Below are 17942 nucleotides of genomic sequence, written 5' to 3' on the forward strand. Positions count from 1 at the left end.
GGTGGGGGCCGGAGAACGGCCCCCACCGGATTGGAGCTTCAGCGGTAGGTGTATTTCAGAATGTAGGCAAAAAGATCAGTAAAAACAAACACTGGTACTTCTTCGCGAAAACCTACAGTGTCCGCTAGCGCCAATTGGCAATCCCACACCATCTCTCTGCGTTCATGCCTGACCACATCAACATTCACAATATTCGCATAGGCACTGTAGGCAGACGGCGTGGTCTTGAGCGCCGACCTTTCTATACGGACCAGATTGTCTTCAGGCTTGATCACGTTGCCATCGCTGTTCTTGATCGGTTGTGGGGTCAGGTTGGCAACGTTGTCGCATAAGCTATGACACACGACCCTGCGGTCCTTCAACGCACCGAACCCTCGCTCATACAGGGTTATCTGCGAACCGACGACCTTGGTACAAGCCTCCTCGAACGCCGTCAATATTGACTGGGCATTGGCTAGGCTCGCGTTCAGGTCCGCTGCCCGGAGAAACCTTTCAAGCTGTTTGTCTTTCAGGCTTTTCAGCCCTCGGGTAATGGTCGATAAATGGGTGAACTCTTTTTTACAGGCAACAACGTGAACTTCGAATTGATAGCCTGCCGTCACCGCCATAGGAGGGAATGAAGCAAATTCGACTGAATCCAGGGCGGACTCCATGATGATGCTGTACTTTCCTGAAAGCGCTTTTGTGAAGATCTTCGTGCATACCTCTTTCACGAAGGCCTCGGTATGTTCGTAGGCATGCAATACACCCTTGCTCTCCATCTGCGCATACTGCGGGTGCTTTTTCCTGTAGTCCGGCAGATACAACCTGATGCAGTTGGCGTACTTCCCCGCAGAGAGCAGTGTGTTCTCCAGCAGGTAGGTCTTTCCTGAGCCCTGAATACCTGTTACTACCAACATTTTCGGGACAGCAGCACTGGTTTTATTGTTGAACAGCGTTCTATTAATCTCGTCAAAAGCGCTTTGCACATCGTTGTCTGTATATGAATACGGGGGCGTGTCTGACACGAATTAATTCCCTTTAAGTGAATGGGTGATCTTTTCCTGAAGATCAACGCGTACGTTTATTTATTCAGCACGCCGAGCAAGCTTACTCCCACAGCATCACTCGCAAACCTATATAGATACCGCCCCGCCCTCCAAAGATGTCCGTTCGCCACAAGCGCCGATTAATTGTTTAAGTTCCCTTCTGCAACAACAACGCCACCAACGTACTCCACCCGGTTTGATGAGAGGCGCCCAAGCCGCGACCGGTCTCGCCATGAAAATACTCATGGAACAACAGCAGATCGCGACTGGCGGGATCGGCCTGTAATTGTGCATACCCGGACATCGAGGGGCGGCGGCCGTTTTCGTCCAGCAGAAACAACTTCGTCAGACGCTGACTCAAGCCGTCGGCGACCTCGGCCAGTGACGCCAGATAGCCTGAGCCGCTGGGGTATTCGACCGAGAAGTTATCGTCGTAATAACGATGAAACTCGCGCAACGAATCGATCAGCATGTAATTGATCGGCATCCACAGCGGCCCGCGCCAATTGGAATTGCCGCCGTAAAGCCGCGAGCCGGACTCCGCCGGTTCATAGCGGGCGCACAGCGCATTGCCGTCCATTTGCAGGGCAAAGGGCTGGTCGGCGAAGGCCTTGGAGAGCGAACGAATGCCGAATTCGGAGAGAAACTCAGTCTCGTCGAGCATGCGTTTGAGCAGGTCTTTGGTGCGTTCACCGCGCAGCAGCGCCAGCAAGAACCGATTGCCCTCCCCCGGCTCGGTCCAGCGTGAAACCAGATTGGCAAGGTCCGGACGATGCCGTATGAAACCAAACAGACGATCGCGCAACCCTGGTAATCCCTCATGCTCATGCTGTTCCAGCACTTGCACCGCAAACAGTGGCATCAGACCGACGATAGAGCGCAATCGCAGCGGCTCGTTCTGACCGTCAGGACGGTGCAAGACATCGTAAAAAAAATGGTCCTGTTCATCCCACAGCCCTTCAGCGCTGCTATCAACGCGGTTGATGGCTCCGGCGATGTACAGGAAGTGCTCGAAGAACTTCACTGCGATGTCGACATACACCGCGTTGCGCTTGGCCAGCTCAAGAGCGATGCGCATCAGGTCCAGTGCATAGGCGGCAACCCACCCCGTACCGTCGGCCTGATCGAGTTGATAGCCGGGTGGCAGTGCGGCTGAGCGGTCGAACAAGGCGATGTTGTCGAGCCCGAGAAAACCACCCTGAAACAGGTTGCGACCCTCGGCATCCTTACGGTTGACCCACCAGGAAAAGTTCAGCAGCAGCTTGTGGAAAATCCGCTCGAGGAAATCCATATCGCCGACGCCGGTCAACGCCATGTCTCGTTTATAAACCCGCCAACAGGCCCACGCATGGACCGGTGGATTGGCGTCGTCGAAACGCCATTCGTAGGCCGGCAACTGGCCGTTGGGGTGCATGAAGCGGTCTTTGACCAACAGCAGCAACTGGTGCTTGGCAAAACCTGGATCGATCAACGCAAAGGCCACGGCCTGAAAGCCCAGGTCCCATGAGGCATACCAAGGGTATTCCCAGGTATCGGGCATGGAGACGATGTCGAAATTGGAGAGATGCCGCCAATGGGTGTTGCGGATATGGGCACGCTCGGGGGGTGGCGCCGGTTGAGTGGGGTCTCCATCCAGCCATTGTTTGACGTCGAAGTAATACAGCTGTTTGGACCACAACAATCCGGCCAGCGCCTGGCGCTGAACGTTGCGCGCGTCGGCATCTTTGAGGTCAGCCTGTAGCGCCGCGTAATAGTCGTCGGCTTCGGCACGACGCTGCTCGAACAGGGTTCTGGCATTGACCCGTTCGGCGCCCACCGGAGCCAGGCGCAGGATCACGCTTTTGCTCTCCCGCCCTGCGAGTTCCAGAGTGAAATGCGCGGCCATCCGCGTGCCCTTATCGCGGCGAATCGCGTAGTCGGCGCCATTGACTATGTAGTCGTTGATTCCATCCTTGAACGGGCCGGTTGCCGCCAGGCCATTGAGTTTTGGAAAGTTGGTTTCGTTGTCGCAGAACAACCACTCGCAGCCTGGCTGTCCCCAGGCGGTGGCCTGCAGGTCGGCTCGATGGGCGAGCCGTGCGATGACGTGCTCGCCGCTCAGGGCAAGACTCGGTTTGTGCCCATCAGCGTCCCAACTCCAGGTATTGCGCGCCCAGAGCTGCGGTAACACACGCAAACGAGCAGGCTGATCGCCGCGATTCTGGACCGTGACCCGCATGAAAATATCGTCCGGCGTGTGCTTGGCGTATTCCACCGTCACATCGAAGTAGCGATCATCTTCAAAGACCCCCGTATCGAGGATTTCGTACTCGGTATCTCCCAGACCACGACGGGCATTCTCGGTCAACAAATCGTCGTAGGGAAATGCCGCCTGAGGGTATTTGTAGAGCATGCGCATATAGGCATGGCTCGGCACCCCGTCCAGGTAGAAGTAGAGTTCTTTGACATCCTCACCATGGTTGCCCTCGGCGTTGTTCAGACCGAACAACCGTTCCTTGATAATGGGGTCGCGTTCGTTCCACAGCGCCAGCCCCAGGCACCAGTGCTGCGCCTTGTCCGAAAACCCCGCCAGCCCGTCCTCGCCCCAGCGATAAGCACGGCTGCGCGCATGGTCATGGGGGAAATAGCGCCAGGCATCGCCATCGGCACTGTAATCCTCGCGTACCGTGCCCCACTGCCGCTCACTCAAGTACGGCCCCCATTCACGCCAGCGATCGGCATCGACACCCGCCAGGCGTTGACCTTCAACCGTCTCGAGAATATTCGCTGCCGGCTTTACCGTCATGGGGACTTCCGTGGGTTCGGGTGATTTGCAGTGTAGATCCTGTAGGAGCCGAGCTTGCTCGCGATGCAGGCAGCGCGGTCTGTCTGTCTGTCTCACCGCGGTGATGCTATCGCGAGCAAGCTCGGCTCCTACAGGTTCAGGATCAGTTCAAGTGTGCTGCAACAGAGCCGGTTGCTCTACACTGCAAACCCCTTTGAGTACCGGGATGCCCATGGACATCGATCTAGCCCGCACCTTCCTGGAGATCGTTCGTCACGGAAGTCTTGCCTCGGCAGCCGAGAAGCTGCATGTCACTCAGACCGCTATTACCGCACGCGTCCAGAAGCTCGAGAGTCAGCTCTCCAGCACCTTGTTCGTGCGCAATCGCGCCGGTGCCAGGCTGACTCCGGATGGCGAAGCCTTCGTGGTCTATGCCAATCAATTGGTGCAGACATGGGAAGCGGCTCGTCGCGATCTGCCGCTGCCTGACGGTTACCGTAACGTGTTGCATATCGGGGGTGAGGTCAGCCTGTGCAATCCGCTGATGCTCAGTTGGGCTCGCGCGTTGCGCGAAAAGATTCCAAGCCATGCGTTGCGCACGGAAATTCGCGACGGCGAAAATCTGCTGCGCCAGCTTGAGCTGGGGGTGCTGGACGCGGCCCTAGTCTATCAACCCGAATATTGGCCACGCCTGCAAGTCGAGCAATTGCTGGAAGAAAAGCTTATTCAGATTCGTCTGGTGGCCAATCCGGAACCGTATGTCTATATCGATTGGGGCAAAGACTTTCGCCGACAACACGACGCGGCATTGCCGGACAAGGCGAAAGCCGCCATCAGCTTCAACCTCGGGCCATTGGCATTGCAGTACATCCTCGAAAATGGCGGCTCCGGCTATTTCCGGACCCGAGTGGTGCAAAGCTATCTCGACAGTGGCGTACTGGAGCGCGTACCCAAAGCGCCGGAATTCAGCTATCCGACTTACCTGGTCTATTCACGGGATCGTGATTCGGCCACCTTGCAGTTGGCCTTCGAACTGCTTAGAGAAGTGGTCAAGGCCGACGGCGACTGGTCTCAACGCTGGGATCCGCTGATTTGAGGGATGAGGCCTATTTTTCGGCTGGGTGAATATCTGTGGGAGCGGGCTTGCCCGCGAAGCGAACACCGCGGTTTTTCAGGTATTACGCGTCATCGTTCTTCGCGGGCAAGCCCTCTCCCACAGGGTTTGCGCATGGGCGTTAATTGAAATCCCCCGCATAACACACCGGGGAACTTGAGTCCCCGCCCCGGTCGAGTTCGTCTTCCAGCCACTCGGCCAGTACCCGAGCATTGTTATGCCGTTCGTCCTTGGCCGAATAAATCAGCGTGAGCGTGCCGGTTCGCGCCTTCTCAAGCAGCTTCCACCAATGCTCGGGCCGAGCGGTCAGCTCTTGCCGATAACGGGTTCGAAAGGTGTTGAAGTCCACTTCAGCCTGCTTGAATGCCCGCCGCAACTCGGTTGAAGGCGCAACCTCGCGCAGCCATTCATCCAGCGGCAGTTGATCCTTGCGGCAGTTGCGTGGCCACAGACGATCGACCAGCACCCGGTAACCGTCATTGGCGTCTACAGGGCTGTAGGCGCGTTTGCATTGAATCATCGCGTTGCCTCCCGTGAACGCCCATTGCGAATATCCATTCGCTGGATAATTCGGCCGGGGCTAATCTTCTGTCAATAACATTGACAACAGGAGACCCTGGTGAGGCAGACCACTGAGGCATTTCGCACGCGTTACCGTGCGGGCATTCATCCGCTGTACAACCCGTGGCTGCACGGTGGTTTCGTCGTGGTTTTTGGTCTGTTGTGTATCGGCTTTTTCTGGAGCACCCTGGACCGGGTGCAGCCGCTGGAATGGCTGGCGGTGCCGTTGACCTTGCTGTTCTTCAACGTTTGCATCTATACCGTGCACCGGCATCTTGGGCATCACAAAAAGACCTTTGCGCGGATGTTTTATGCGCGGCATGCCGGTGACCACCACAGCTTTTTCGCACCGGGTCACATGACCTACGACAGTGCTCGCGACTGGCGGGTGATTCTGTTCCCGGCCTGGCTGATCGTGTTGTACAGCCTGGTGATTATCCTTCCCGCCTGGTGGCTGCTCAAGCAGCTCAACGCCAATGTCGCCGGGCTGTTTGCTGGTTGCATGATCCTTGGTTATCTGGCCTACGAGGTGTTTCACGCCTGCGAGCATCTGCCGCCGGGCAACCCGATCACCCGGCTACCGTGGATTCGCCAGATGCGCCATCTGCATGAACTGCATCACCGTCGCGAGCTCATGCAGGAACGCAATTTCAATATCGTTTTTCCGCTGATGGACTACCTTTTCGGGACCCTGTATTGGGAACCGGATCGCCGCCTTCAATCGAGACCGCCCATGACCCGCATGCAGCATCACGTCGACATCGCCCGCAGCCCGCAAGCGGTTCTCGCCTACGCCAGCAGCGCCACCCGTTGGCCGGAGTGGCATCCCTCATCGCTCAAGGTTGAAGGCCAGAACGGCCCGCTGCATGCCGGTTCGCGCTTCGAAGAAGACATTCATGCGGGCGGGCGTTCCGGTCATTTGAGTTGGGAAGTGAACGAGTACCTGCCGGGCCGCCGCTGGAGCGCTCGGGCTCAGGGTAATCACGGCCTGGAGTTGGTGGTGACCTACGAATGCCAGCCTGTCCATGGCGACGGCACGCGGTTTATCCGCACCCTGGAATACCGCTTTAGCGGCTTGCTGATGCGTCTGGGCAATCAGTTGTTGTTCAAGCAACGGATAGAGCGCGAATCGGCAACGTCCATGCTGGCATTGTGTGAGATGGCACAACGGGCGATTCCGGCCCAGACAGGAGTTATCGTTTGATGAGTCGCTCCCCCCGTCGAGTCAAGTTTCACCACATTGTTCTGCTCCTGGTGATTGCCATCGCAGCCTTTCTGCTGCTGATGCCCACCAAGGTGCAGCCAGTCGATTGGGCACCATCAGCCGCGCCGTCGCTGAGCGCCGGTGTCTACGCCGAAAACCAAAAGCTCAAAAGCGCGGAAAAGGTCGGCGCTGTGGATATTGCCGGGCCCGAAGCGCTGCTGCTGGTGGATGGATTCCTGATCACCGGCCTGCACGACGGTCGGGTGATCCGCACCAGCCTGGATGGCAAAACCCTCAACGTGCTGGCTAACACCGGCGGTCGCCCGCTGGGGCTGGCCCGGCATCCGGATGGCCGGCTGATCATCGCCGACGGGATCAAAGGCCTGTTGGCACTCGACGCCCAAGGCCGGTTGACGTCCCTGACGACCGAGGCTAATGGTCTGCCCTTCGGTTTCACCGATGACGTCACGGTGGACGCCATCGGGCGTTACGCCTACTTCAGCGACGCCTCGAGCCGTTGGGGTTATGGCAAGGATGGCGAGGCGATCCTCGAACACGGTGGCGACGGGCGACTGCTGCGCTATGACTTCCAGAGCGGAAAAACCGAGCAGTTGCTGGACAGGCTTGAGTTCGCCAATGGCGTGGCACTGGGACCGAACGAGGCCTTTGTGCTGGTCAACGAAACCGGCGCCTATCGCATCAGCCGCTACTGGATTACCGGCGCGAAGGCTGGCACCCATGATGTATTCATCGACAACCTGCCAGGGCTGCCCGACAACCTCAGCTTCAACGGCCGCGACCGCTTTTGGGTGGCCCTCTACGCGCCGCGCAGTGCGCTGCTCGATGGCACGGCCGGCCATCCGTACCTGCGCAAGATGATGGTGCGGGCCATGATGGTCTTGCCCAAACCGATAGAGAAACGGGCATTCGCGCTTGGCCTGGACACCGAAGGCAAGGTCATCGCCAATTTGCAGGACAATAGCAAAGGCAATTACTCACCCATTACCACGGTCCGTGAATACGGTGACTGGCTGTATCTGGGGTCACTCAAGGCGAGCAATATGGCGCGTCTGCCATTGAGTCAGGCGATGCGCAAGCCGTAGCAGCTGGCGAAGCCTGCTGCTACGCGCGCGGGGGAATTTACGGAGCCATTAGAGGCTTCAGCGCGGGCTCTTCTGCTTGTCCCGCACTGCTTTTTCGGTTTTTTCACGCACCCGTTCAGCCTCGATCAGCGCTTCATCCTTAGGCAGTTCATCAATACCCGGCTCGCTGTCCGGATGAGCCGTCATATGTCCTGGACTCAAGGGTTGAGGGGACCTCTGCATCGGGTCATAACCGCCCTGTTCTTCGCTGGGAAATTTTGGATTACTCATAGTCACCTCGCATGGAGCCTGAAAAATCAGTCTCTGAAAATCCGAGGAGTTGGCATTGATGGCCGTTCCATTTGTTTGCTGACCGGTCATCGAGCCAGTCTGGCGGGGTGTGCAGCAATCTGCGCCACCCCGCTCAGGACTTCACCGATTCAGGATTGATTCGTCAACTGGCTGGATATCTGTCTCTTGATCAACACACGCTTCTCCTTGAGCTTCCTCAGTTCATCATCAGCAAGCGCCGCAGCCTCGGCCTTCAGCACTTCGGTATCGATGCGTGAGTATTGATCGAGCAGCGAGTGGAGATGGGGGTCGTTGGCGCGCTTTTGTTGGATGACTTCCTTTGTGCAGCCCAAATCCTGATAAAGGTCATGGTTCACCGGCATGGAACACCTCCGTTTGTTGATCGGTGGCAACCGCGTTTTATCGCGATAACCAAGTATCAGCATGGCCTCGCCTACACCCTTCTGTCGACCGTCTATCAGACCAGTGGTGCTCCCGGCTCACGCCTGTTGCAGCGTTTTCGCCAGGAACGGCCCGGTACGGCTCTTCTTTCTTGCCGCGACCTTGTGTGGTGTACCGCAGACAACCACGCGGACGCGTTCGAAGTGAGAACGATCATCCGTTCTCACCGGAAATCCCGGCTACGCACGCTGATCCCGGTCAGCAGCGAACTCAAATCGCTCAACCGCCCGGCAATCAAATGCCGCACCTCGCCCTCGGTCTCCAGCGTGCCGTCGACTTTCAACAACTGCGAACCCACCAGCACCTGACGTTGACGTTCAGCCAGGTCACGCCAGACCACCACGTTGACGTTGCCGAACTCATCTTCCAGCGTGACGAAGGTCACGCCGCTGGCGGTCCCGGGGCGTTGTCGGCCGGTGACCAGCCCGGCGATGCTGACATTGCGCCCATGCTCGACCTCCAGTAATTCCCGCGAACTGCGGCAGCGCCGGGCTTTCAATTCGCCCCGCAGCAAGGCCAGCGGATGCGGGCCCAGGGTCGTGCCGACACTGGCGTAATCGGCTTGCAGGTCTTCACCCACGGTAGGCTTGGGCAAGATCACGATGGGTTCTTCCTGGCTCGGCAAACCCGCAAACAGGCCAAGCTGTTTCTGCACTCCTGCCACTTCCCAGCGCGCCCGATGACGATCTCCGGCCAACCCGCGCAAAGCTCCGGCGTCGGCCAGTTGCTCCTGGGTCCGGGAGTCGAGCCGCGCCCGCTCGCCCAGATCGGCGATATCGACAAACTTACCGGCCAGGCGTGCCGTTTCAATGCGTCGGGCATCGTCCTCGCGAAAACCACGGATCATCCGCAACCCCATGCGAATCGCCGGCTGCCCACCGTGGATCGGTTCCAGGCTGCAATCCCAATCACTGGCGCGCACGTCCACCGCACGGATCTGCAAATGATGCCGACGGGCGTCCTGAAGAATCTGATCCGGGCTGTAGAAACCCATCGGCCAGCTGTTGATCAGCGCGCAGGCAAAGGCCGCCGGTTCGTGGCATTTCAACCAGCAACTGGCGTAGGTCAGCAAGGCAAAACTGGCGGCGTGGGACTCGGGAAAACCATAACTACCGAAGCCTTTGATCTGCTCAAAGATCTGCGCGGCGAATGCTTCTGTGTAGTCATTTTTCAGCATGCCTTCCCTGAGACGTACCTGATGCGGCTCCAGACCGCCGTGACGTTTCCAGGCGGCCATGGAGCGGCGTAACTGGTCGGCCTCGCCGGGGCTGTAATCGGCGGCAACAATCGCAATCTGCATGACCTGTTCTTGAAACAGCGGCACTCCCAGTGTGCGTTCCAGGACTGTTTTCAATTTTTCGGACGGATAGGTTTCAGGTTCCTCTTTATTACGCCGCCGTAAGTACGGATGCACCATACCGCCCTGAATCGGACCGGGACGGACGATAGCCACCTCAATCACCAAGTCGTAAAACTTCACGGGTTTGAGCCGGGGCAACATCGACATCTGCGCTCGGGATTCGATCTGGAATACACCGATGGTGTCGGCACGACCGATCATCTCGTAGGTTTTCGGGTCTTCTTTGGGCACCGTCGCCAGGCTCAGATCCAGGTCACGATGACGGCGCAGCAGGTCGAAACAGCGGCGAATGGCGCTGAGCATGCCAAGGGCAAGAATGTCGACCTTGAGCAGACCGACCATGTCCAGGTCGTCCTTGTCCCACTGGATGATGGTGCGCTCGGCCATGGCCGCATTTTCCACTGGCACCAAGGTGTCCAGTGGCTGTTCGGAAATCACGAAACCGCCCGGGTGCTGGGACAGATGCCGGGGGAAGCCGATCAGTTGCCCGGTCAGGCTCAGCACCCGGCGCAACACCGGGCTGTCCGGATCGAAACCGCCTTCACGCAGGCGTTCCACTGAGGGCGGTTCGTCGCTCCAGTGACCACAACAATCGGCCAGTGCATTGACCTGATCCGGCGGCAAGCCAAGGGCCTTGGCCACATCCCGCACCGCGCCGGCACCGTGGTAGGTACTGACGACTGCCGTGAGCGCCGCGCGGGTCCGGCCGTAGCGCTGAAACACGTACTGCAACACCTCTTCACGGCGCTCGTGCTCGAAATCCACATCGATGTCCGGCGGCTCGTTGCGCTCTTTGGAGAGGAAGCGCTCGAACAGCATGTTCATCAGGCTGGGGTTGATTTCGGTGATGCCCAAGGCATAACACACCGCCGAGTTGGCCGCCGAACCGCGCCCTTGGCAGAGAATTTTTCGATCACGCGCAAAGCGCACGATGTCGTGAACGGTGAGGAAATAACTCTCGTACCCCATCTCGCTGATCAGTTTCAGTTCTTTTTCGATCAGCGCCAGCACTTTGTCTTCCACGCCTTCAGGCCAGCGCCAACGCATGCCCTGCTCGGTCAGTTCGCGCAGCCAGGAGGCTGGTGTCTGACCTTCAGGCACCAGCTCACGCGGGTACTGGTAGCGCAATTGACCAAGGTCGAACGTGCAGCGCCGGGCAATACGCGCGGATTCTTCAAGCAGTTGTGGCGGGTAGAGTGCCTGCAAGGCATCAAGGCTGCGCAAGTGCCGTTCGCCGTTGGGGTGCAGGCGTTGCCCGGCCTCGGCGACGCGCACGTGATGACGGATGGCGGTCATGGTGTCTTGCAAGGCACGGCGCCCACGGGCATGCATGTGCACATCACCGCTGGCCACCGCCGGAATATCCAATGCCGCGGACAAGGCCAGCAAACCCGCCAGCCGTCGGGCATCGTTCTGGCCGCAGTGCAGTTCGACGGCCAGCCACAGCCGGTCGCCGAAAACCTTGCGCAACCAGCGCCCTTCCCCGTCAACCTCGAGGGTATCGGGCATCCACAACGCCAGCAGCCCCGGCAACGGCTCGTTGAAGTCCTCGCGCAGCACCTGATATTGGCCCTTATCCGCCCGACGACGGGCTCGGGTGATGAGTCGGCAAAGCGTCTGGTAACCCTCGAGGCTCTCCACCAAGAGCACCAGTTTCGGGCCATTTTCGATGCGCATTTCGCTGCCGATGATCAGCGGCAACTCCACCTCTTTAGCGGCCTGCCAGGCACGGACGATACCGGCCAGAGTGCACTCGTCGGTGATCGCCAACGCTTGATAACCCTGACGTTTGGCCCGTTCGAACAGCTCGCGGGCACTGGAGGCACCACGCTGGAAACTGAAGTTCGACAGGCAGTGCAGTTCGGCATAGTCGACGCTCATGCGAACCAGCCTTGCAGCCATAAAGGCCCGGCCTCGCCCACCGTCCGATAGGCCCAGGCCTGCTGGCCGGAGCGGGTTTCGATCAGGTAGTAATCGCGACGCACATCGCCGCCATCCCACCAACCGGACTCGATCCGCTCCGGCCCCATGAGGATCCGCGCCGCGCCTTCGTGCACCGGCTGCGGTTCTGTGAGCAGCCAGCCTGGGCGCTGCAGGCCAAGGCTCGGCGGGCACATCTGGCTATCGGCGCTCGGCTGCCAGCTGTGTTCCGGTCGGTGATCGGCCTGCCAGCGCAGCCCCTGCACCGCGTCATCCCCCAGCCGCGCCCGCAGGCGTTCGCGCAGTTGCTCCCAGGGCAAGGATTGCTGTGGGCGCTCGTCGAACAGTTCGCGGTGCTGCGGGACGAACCGAGGCAAGTCATGGGCCACCAGGCGAAAACCTCGTACCGGGGACTCGACTTGCACCTGTTCCAGTCGACCGCGAGCCAGCTCGAAGAGCATCGCCGGATCGCGCTCGGCGCTGAGCAAGCCGACCTTGATCTGCGTATCAGGCAACCCGGCATGCTCCAGCAGCAGATCAAAGCGCTGCACGCCGCTGTCGCGCCCACAGAGAAAAGCCGACAGATCACCGGTGAGCCGGCGCAACGGGAACAGCAACGCCTGATGGGACACGACATCGAAATTCAGCTCGATGCGCACATCAAAGCGATCCGGCGGCAGGTAAAACGCCAAGGCCAGCGATCGGTTCCCCAGCAGCGTGTCGAGGTGCTTAAGCACCTGAGCTTCAAAGCGTCGCGCCAGGGTATGACGCGGCAGCGCCTGAACCTGACTCAAGGCTCGCAAGCCCATGCGCGACAAGGCAATGGCGACGTCCTGTTCCAGCCCGATCCGATCAATAGGCATTTGCCCCAGGACCCGGTGCAAGCTCTCAGTGTCCGCCACCGCCAAACCGTCGTAAGCGTTCGCCAGGACCCGCGCGGCCATCGGATTGGGGGCCGCGACAATGCGATGGCGAAAGCCCAGTTCCGTGAGTTCCGCCCGCAGCCGTGCCTCGAATTGCGGCCAGGGCCCGAACAGCCCCAGACTCGATTCGATTTCGAACAGCAAGGCGCGGGGATAAAACACGCTGACCTGGGAGCTGAAACGGTAGGCCCAGGCCGCAAGAAATTGCTGCCACTGCTCGATATCGGCAACGTCGTATTCGGCGCTGGCAAAGGCTTTGGTCAAGGCATGAGCGGCGGTCAGGGATTGCCCCGGCCGCAGACCGAGCGCCCGAGCGGAGGCATTCACCGCGTGCACCACCCGACGCTGCGCAGTGCCCGTCAGCAGCGCCAACGGTTCTTCGGGATCGGGCCGCTGACGCAGCGCAGCATCCAACGCCAATTGTGGGAAGAGTATGCAGACCCAGCGCATGCCAACCTCAATGCCCTGTAGCAAAGGCAATCGGCGCCGAGTGGGCCAGGCCGCCACGGCACTTGAGCACCCGTAGTTGCGCGGGCCGGGCATCGATGGCGATACGCAAGGCGGCCGGCGAAGGGTTGATGGCTTCCTTGATCGAGCGATAGGCAAACGCCAGGGTCTGGCCGGTTTCGGCGGCCACTTGCAGGCGGCGCAAGGCACGGTCATCGGCCTTCTGCGGCCAGCACAGGACCGCGCCGCAACTGCCCGAACGCAGGCATTGTTCCGCCGCCCATAGCGCATCACGCTCGCTGGCCTGGATCACCGAGAGCTGACGCAGATCCACGCCAGCGTTCTGCCAGGCCTGCGGATACGGCACATGGGGCGGCGCCACCAAGACAATCCGCTCGCCCTCGGCAGATAGTCGCGCCAACGTCGGCCAGACCAACTGCAGCTCACCGACGCCCTGCCCGGCAATCAGGATTTCCGTCAGAGCCGATTCCGGCCAGCCCCCCGTGGGCAACGCCGCGTCCAGCGCTGGATGACCAGTCGGTTGAGGGCTGGCCGGTGGAGCGGCGGGCCGGCCCTTCCAGACCTGGCCGCCATTGAACAGCGTATCTAGAGCAACGACGGCGCCCATCATCCTTGCCTCACCAAGCCGCAGAACACCCCTTCGATGGCCAGGTCCTGATCGGCGTGCACAACGATGGGCGCATAGGCCGGGTTGCGTGGCAGCAAACGCACACGCCCTGCGACCCGCTCAAAGCGTTTGATCGTCACTTCTCCATTGAGCCGCGCCACCACGATCTGACCGTTTTCAGCCTCGGCACTGCGCCGTACGCCCACCAGGTCGCCGTCGAGAATGCCGTCCTCGATCATCGAATCCCCCTGCACCCGCAGCAGGTAATCCGGAATCCGCGAGAACATCGCAGGGTCCAGCATCAGCCGGCTGTGCACCTCGGCATCAGCATCGATCGGCGCACCGGCAGCCACCCGGCCCAGCACTGGAATGTCCAGCAGTTCGGGCCGGGGCGGTTGATTCAATAAGCGAATACCCCGCGCCTGGTTGGCGTTGACCTCAATGAAACCGGCTTCGGTGAGGGCCACCACATGTTTGCGCGCCACGCTGCGCGAAGCAAAACCAAAGGCCTCGGCGATCTCGGCGAGGCTCGGTGGCTGGCCTTGTTGCGCGATGCGGTCGCGTATAAAGGTCAGGATGGCAGTACGGCGGGGGCTTAAAGTCGTCATGGAGTACATTTGTACTCCTATCGGTTTTTTCTGACAAGGGCCGCCAGTCAGCGACTTCCAGCCCGCACACAAATGCCCCATCTACCCAATCTTTAGCCTTTGCGGGCTGTAGTGAAAATGTGGCAGGACATTGCGCAGCTCACATACATTCCGAAAAATGCGCGCCCTTGCGTTAAGCTCACACCATTGTCCGCTACTGAAATCCAGCATACCCATGACAGAAAACGATAACGTCATCACCCTCAATCGAGGCCGAGTCTTTGAAGACACTTGCGGCGAGCCATTTCATCAGGATGAGGTCATTCGTGAGCTGCTCGCCAATACGTTCATCAACACCGATGTGAACGTGTTCGCCATTCGCACGCTGAGCCAATACAAACAGGCCGTGAAATACCTGATGGAGTCATTGCGGGACGACCCTCATGTGGTCGAAAAGATAATGGCTATTGCCATGTACGCTGTTCGATTGACACAAAAGCAGCTCGAAAAAATCGACTCCTTTCCCGCCCGATCATACGCCAGCGCCTTGAAGGCCCTCGCCGATGGCACGCCGGGCTGCATCGAGAAAGCCAAACGAACCCAGAGAATCATCGACAGCGGTTTACGGCCGGTTTCAACACCTGCGAGCAGCAGCGATCCATCCACTGACGCGTAATGGCCTGCCTGTATGAACGCTGACAAGACCACTACGCGTCGAGCGACGCTGCACCACAGAAAGGAAAATTACGTCAACGACTAGCCGATGCGCAGCGCCCGCAAATCGAGCTGGCCATCCTTGAGCGGCGGGCACCAGTAATAGCCGCCGGTAATCGGCCGGCTCATCCGATAGAGGCCATCAACGATGCCGTCTTCCAGGCCACTCATGCGCCGCAGCTGTACTTCGAAGGCGTCGAGGGAATACCCGAAAGCCAGGAACATCAGCCCGGCTCGATCGCCTTCCAACCACGGCATGGAACGGCGCACGACAAAGGCTTCAGGAGCGAAGCTTTCCTGAGCGGTGCGTTTGACGTGGGCTGACTCCGGCGCGTCCTCGAGCTCTTCGTTATCACTCTTGCGTCGACCGATGATGTGATCCTGTTCCTGGGAAGGCATCGCAGCGAAGCCATCCAGGTCGTGTTGCCACTGCTGAATCGCGGCGAAACTGCCGCCGTGCAAGCCATCCGTGCCCTCGCCCACCAACGCTGCCGCCACAGCCGCGTCGTCGTGGGGGTTTTCGGTGCCGTCCTCGTAACCGGTCAAATCGTGCCCAGTCTTGTAGCGGAAGGCTTCGGCCATCTGCACCAGGCGCAACGCCGGGGCCAATGCCGCTTCAACAGCGCGGCTGCGATGCAGCAGCTCGCCACGGTCCTCGCCATGCAGCCAGCACCAGAGTGCGTGCTGGGTCGAAGGGTTATCCACGCCGACGCCCGTCAACGCAGGAAACGCCCGCAGCCCCTCGATCTGACCACCAAGAGCCTGTACCAGCGACTCACCAAACCCGACCACCGCCGCTTTCCCGTCTACCAGTTGCACCAGTTTGTCGATCACGGCCGGCAATGCCTCGGCGGATTCGAGAGTGAAAAACAAATGGCGTGCCTGAGGCGGTACTGGGGTGGCAAGGATGCCCGGCTGGTAGTAACTCATGAGAACTCCTTTTAGAAAGCACAAAGTTTAACCGCCGCGCAGGGACATGTGTTTGCGGTTTCAAGGGGAATGAGCAATCCGCGACAAAAACCGCGACCAGGATTCCAGGGCCGTATTGAGCAATAGCCGAACACCGTTCGATAGATGGAGCATGACAACCCTTGTCGCAATCAGGTAAAACGATTCAGCTATGCTGATCATGGCGCGCTGCCTGAAGACCTTGACCGCTTGGCAGCGCTCCGTGATAACACACCTTATCTGCATCACCCAATCCATACGGGGTAGCGCCATGACCACAGATAACATTCTCGACCACCTGTTCCCCAGCGCCGCGGACATCCCGGAAAAATACCGCCTCAACGGCCAGATCGAACAGCGCGAATACCTCGTCGACGGTGTGTTACAGAGTTGGCCGGGCCCACTTGCGCTGGTGCGTAGCCCGGTCTACCTGACCAGTGAAAACGCGGATGAACAAGTCATCCTTGGTAGCACTCCACTCCTGGATGCCTCGACAGCGTTGACCGCCCTGGATGCCGCCGTTCGTGCCTACGACAAAGGTCAGGGAAATTGGCCGACGATGCGCGTCGCCGAACGCATTCAGCATGTAGAGACTTTCCTCGGTCGCATGCGCGAACAGCGCGAAGCGGTGGTCAAACTGTTGATGTGGGAGATCGGTAAAAACCTCAAGGACTCGGAAAAAGAGTTCGATCGCACCTGTGATTACATCGTCGACACCATCAATGCCCTCAAGGAGCTGGACCGTCGTTCAAGCCGCTTCGAACTGGAACAGGACACCCTCGGCCAGATCCGTCGTGTACCGATGGGCGTGGCGCTGTGCATGGGGCCTTACAACTATCCGCTGAACGAAACCTTCACCACGCTGATTCCAGCCTTGATCATGGGTAACACCGTGGTATTCAAACCGGCCAAGCTGGGCGTGCTATTGATTCGTCCACTGCTGGAAGCCTTTCGCGACAGCTTCCCGGCCGGTGTGATCAACGTCATCTACGGCAGCGGCCGGGAAACCGTCAGCGCGCTGATGGCCAGCGGCAAGGTCGATATCTTTGCCTTTATCGGCACCAACAAAGCCGCCAGTGACCTGAAAAAGCTGCACCCAAAACCGCACCGTTTGCGCGCAGCCCTCGGGCTGGATGCCAAGAACCCCGGCATAGTGCTACCAGAGGTCGATCTGGACAACGCGGTCAACGAAGCGGTGACCGGCTCACTGTCGTTCAACGGTCAACGTTGCACCGCACTGAAAATCCTCTTCGTCCATGAACAGGTGGTCGACAGCTTCATCGAGAAATTCAACCGCAAACTCCAGTCCCTCAAACCGGGCATGCCCTGGGAAAATGGCGTGGCGCTGACGCCACTTCCGGAGTTGGGCAAGGTCGACTACCTGCACTCGTTGGTGGCCGATGCCGTCAGCAAAGGCGCGAAGGTGGTGAACGCCCACGGCGGTGAATCGCGGGGGTCATTCTTCTACCCTGCGGTGCTCTACCCGGTCACCACCGAGATGCGCGTGTATCAGGAAGAGCAATTCGGCCCGGTGGTGCCCATCGTGCCCTACAGTGATCTGGACACCGTGATCGATTACGTACTGGAATCGGACTTCGGCCAACAGCTGAGTATTTTCGGTACCAACTCGACGGAAGTTGGACGACTGGTCGATACTTTCGCCAATCAGGTCGGCCGTATCAACATCAACGCCCAGTGCCAACGCGGTCCGGACACCTACCCGTTCAATGGCCGGAAAAACTCGGCTGAAGGCACGCTTTCGGTTCATGACGCCCTCAGGGTATTTTCGATTCGCACCTTGGTCGCGACTAAATTCCAGGAGAGCAATAAAGAGCTCATCAGCGACATCATCCGTAATCGTGAGTCGAGCTTTCTGACCACCGATTACATATTCTGAGGCCGTCTGCGG

15 protein-coding genes are annotated in these 17942 nt (G+C 59.4%); 5 read left to right on the forward strand and 10 right to left on the reverse strand.

Translation table 11 applies throughout. The features are described from left to right. Positions 1–38: 38 nt before the first annotated feature. Both ACN1C3_RS03205 and ACN1C3_RS03210 read right to left on the reverse strand, forming a co-directional pair. Complete coding sequence (locus ACN1C3_RS03205; RefSeq protein WP_419114339.1) at positions 39–1007, reverse strand: zeta toxin family protein; 969 nt, start codon at positions 1005–1007, stop codon at positions 39–41. 169 nt (positions 1008–1176) lie between these two features. Then, positions 1177–3813: an MGH1-like glycoside hydrolase domain-containing protein gene (locus ACN1C3_RS03210; protein ID WP_419114340.1), complete on the reverse strand. Its 2637-nt coding sequence runs from the start codon at positions 3811–3813 to the stop codon at positions 1177–1179. A 211-nt stretch (positions 3814–4024) separates the two neighbouring features. Between ACN1C3_RS03210 and ACN1C3_RS03215 the strand changes: the two genes are divergently transcribed. Then, positions 4025–4888 carry a LysR family transcriptional regulator gene (locus tag ACN1C3_RS03215; RefSeq protein WP_419114341.1) on the forward strand — a complete coding sequence of 288 codons (864 nt, stop codon included), beginning with the start codon at positions 4025–4027 and terminating at the stop codon, positions 4886–4888. Positions 4889–5027: 139 nt separating this feature from the next. On the opposite strand, the gene ACN1C3_RS03220 is transcribed toward ACN1C3_RS03215, so the two are convergent. Continuing rightward, positions 5028–5426, reverse strand: a complete 399-nt coding sequence (locus ACN1C3_RS03220) for a DUF488 domain-containing protein (RefSeq protein ID WP_419114342.1) — start codon at positions 5424–5426, stop codon at positions 5028–5030. 99 nt (positions 5427–5525) lie between these two features. Here ACN1C3_RS03220 and ACN1C3_RS03225 point away from each other — a divergent pair, with 99 nt between their 5' ends. Together ACN1C3_RS03225 and ACN1C3_RS03230 are read left to right on the forward strand one after the other, a co-directional pair. After that, a complete protein-coding gene (locus ACN1C3_RS03225; protein ID WP_419114343.1) occupies positions 5526–6671 on the forward strand; it encodes an SRPBCC family protein in 1146 nt (381 codons plus the stop codon). Beyond that, positions 6671–7774 carry an SMP-30/gluconolactonase/LRE family protein gene (locus ACN1C3_RS03230; protein WP_419114344.1) on the forward strand — a complete coding sequence of 368 codons (1104 nt, stop codon included), beginning with the start codon at positions 6671–6673 and terminating at the stop codon, positions 7772–7774. The genes ACN1C3_RS03225 and ACN1C3_RS03230 overlap by 1 nt, the downstream gene beginning before the upstream one ends. Before the next feature lie 57 nt (positions 7775–7831). On the opposite strand, the gene ACN1C3_RS03235 is transcribed toward ACN1C3_RS03230, so the two are convergent. The 6 genes from ACN1C3_RS03235 to lexA form a co-directional block, all read right to left on the reverse strand. Continuing rightward, complete coding sequence (locus tag ACN1C3_RS03235; protein WP_419114345.1) at positions 7832–8134, reverse strand: hypothetical protein; 303 nt, start codon at positions 8132–8134, stop codon at positions 7832–7834. Positions 8135–8193: 59 nt separating this feature from the next. Beyond that, positions 8194–8427, reverse strand: a complete 234-nt coding sequence (locus ACN1C3_RS03240; RefSeq protein WP_419114346.1) for a hypothetical protein — start codon at positions 8425–8427, stop codon at positions 8194–8196. 242 nt (positions 8428–8669) lie between these two features. Then, positions 8670–11768, reverse strand: a complete 3099-nt coding sequence (locus tag ACN1C3_RS03245; protein WP_419114347.1) for an error-prone DNA polymerase — start codon at positions 11766–11768, stop codon at positions 8670–8672. Next, complete coding sequence (locus ACN1C3_RS03250) at positions 11744–13159, reverse strand: Y-family DNA polymerase (protein WP_419114348.1); 1416 nt, start codon at positions 13157–13159, stop codon at positions 11744–11746. The genes ACN1C3_RS03245 and ACN1C3_RS03250 overlap by 25 nt, the downstream gene beginning before the upstream one ends. Positions 13160–13166: 7 nt before the next feature. Next, positions 13167–13784 carry a translesion DNA synthesis-associated protein ImuA gene (gene imuA / locus ACN1C3_RS03255; protein ID WP_419114577.1) on the reverse strand — a complete coding sequence of 206 codons (618 nt, stop codon included), beginning with the start codon at positions 13782–13784 and terminating at the stop codon, positions 13167–13169. Continuing rightward, on the reverse strand, positions 13784–14401 hold the full coding sequence (lexA, locus tag ACN1C3_RS03260) for a transcriptional repressor LexA (protein ID WP_419114349.1): 618 nt from the start codon (positions 14399–14401) through the stop codon (positions 13784–13786). Before lexA ends, imuA begins: the two co-directional genes overlap by 1 nt. 148 nt (positions 14402–14549) lie before the next feature. On the opposite strand from lexA, the gene ACN1C3_RS03265 reads away from it, so the two are divergent. Next, positions 14550–15047 carry a hypothetical protein gene (locus tag ACN1C3_RS03265; protein ID WP_419114350.1) on the forward strand — a complete coding sequence of 166 codons (498 nt, stop codon included), beginning with the start codon at positions 14550–14552 and terminating at the stop codon, positions 15045–15047. A gap of 80 nt (positions 15048–15127) precedes the next feature. Here the strand turns inward: ACN1C3_RS03265 and ACN1C3_RS03270 are convergent, their stop codons facing one another. After that, a complete protein-coding gene (locus ACN1C3_RS03270; protein WP_419114351.1) occupies positions 15128–16015 on the reverse strand; it encodes a Dyp-type peroxidase in 888 nt (295 codons plus the stop codon). 289 nt (positions 16016–16304) lie between these two features. Here ACN1C3_RS03270 and ACN1C3_RS03275 point away from each other — a divergent pair, with 289 nt between their 5' ends. Beyond that, complete coding sequence (locus tag ACN1C3_RS03275) at positions 16305–17930, forward strand: NADP-dependent glyceraldehyde-3-phosphate dehydrogenase (protein WP_419114352.1); 1626 nt, start codon at positions 16305–16307, stop codon at positions 17928–17930. The last annotated feature ends 12 nt before the right edge of the window (positions 17931–17942 follow it).

This window comes from Pseudomonas sp. H11T01 (assembly GCF_048515765.1).
Classification (GTDB): domain Bacteria; phylum Pseudomonadota; class Gammaproteobacteria; order Pseudomonadales; family Pseudomonadaceae; genus Aquipseudomonas.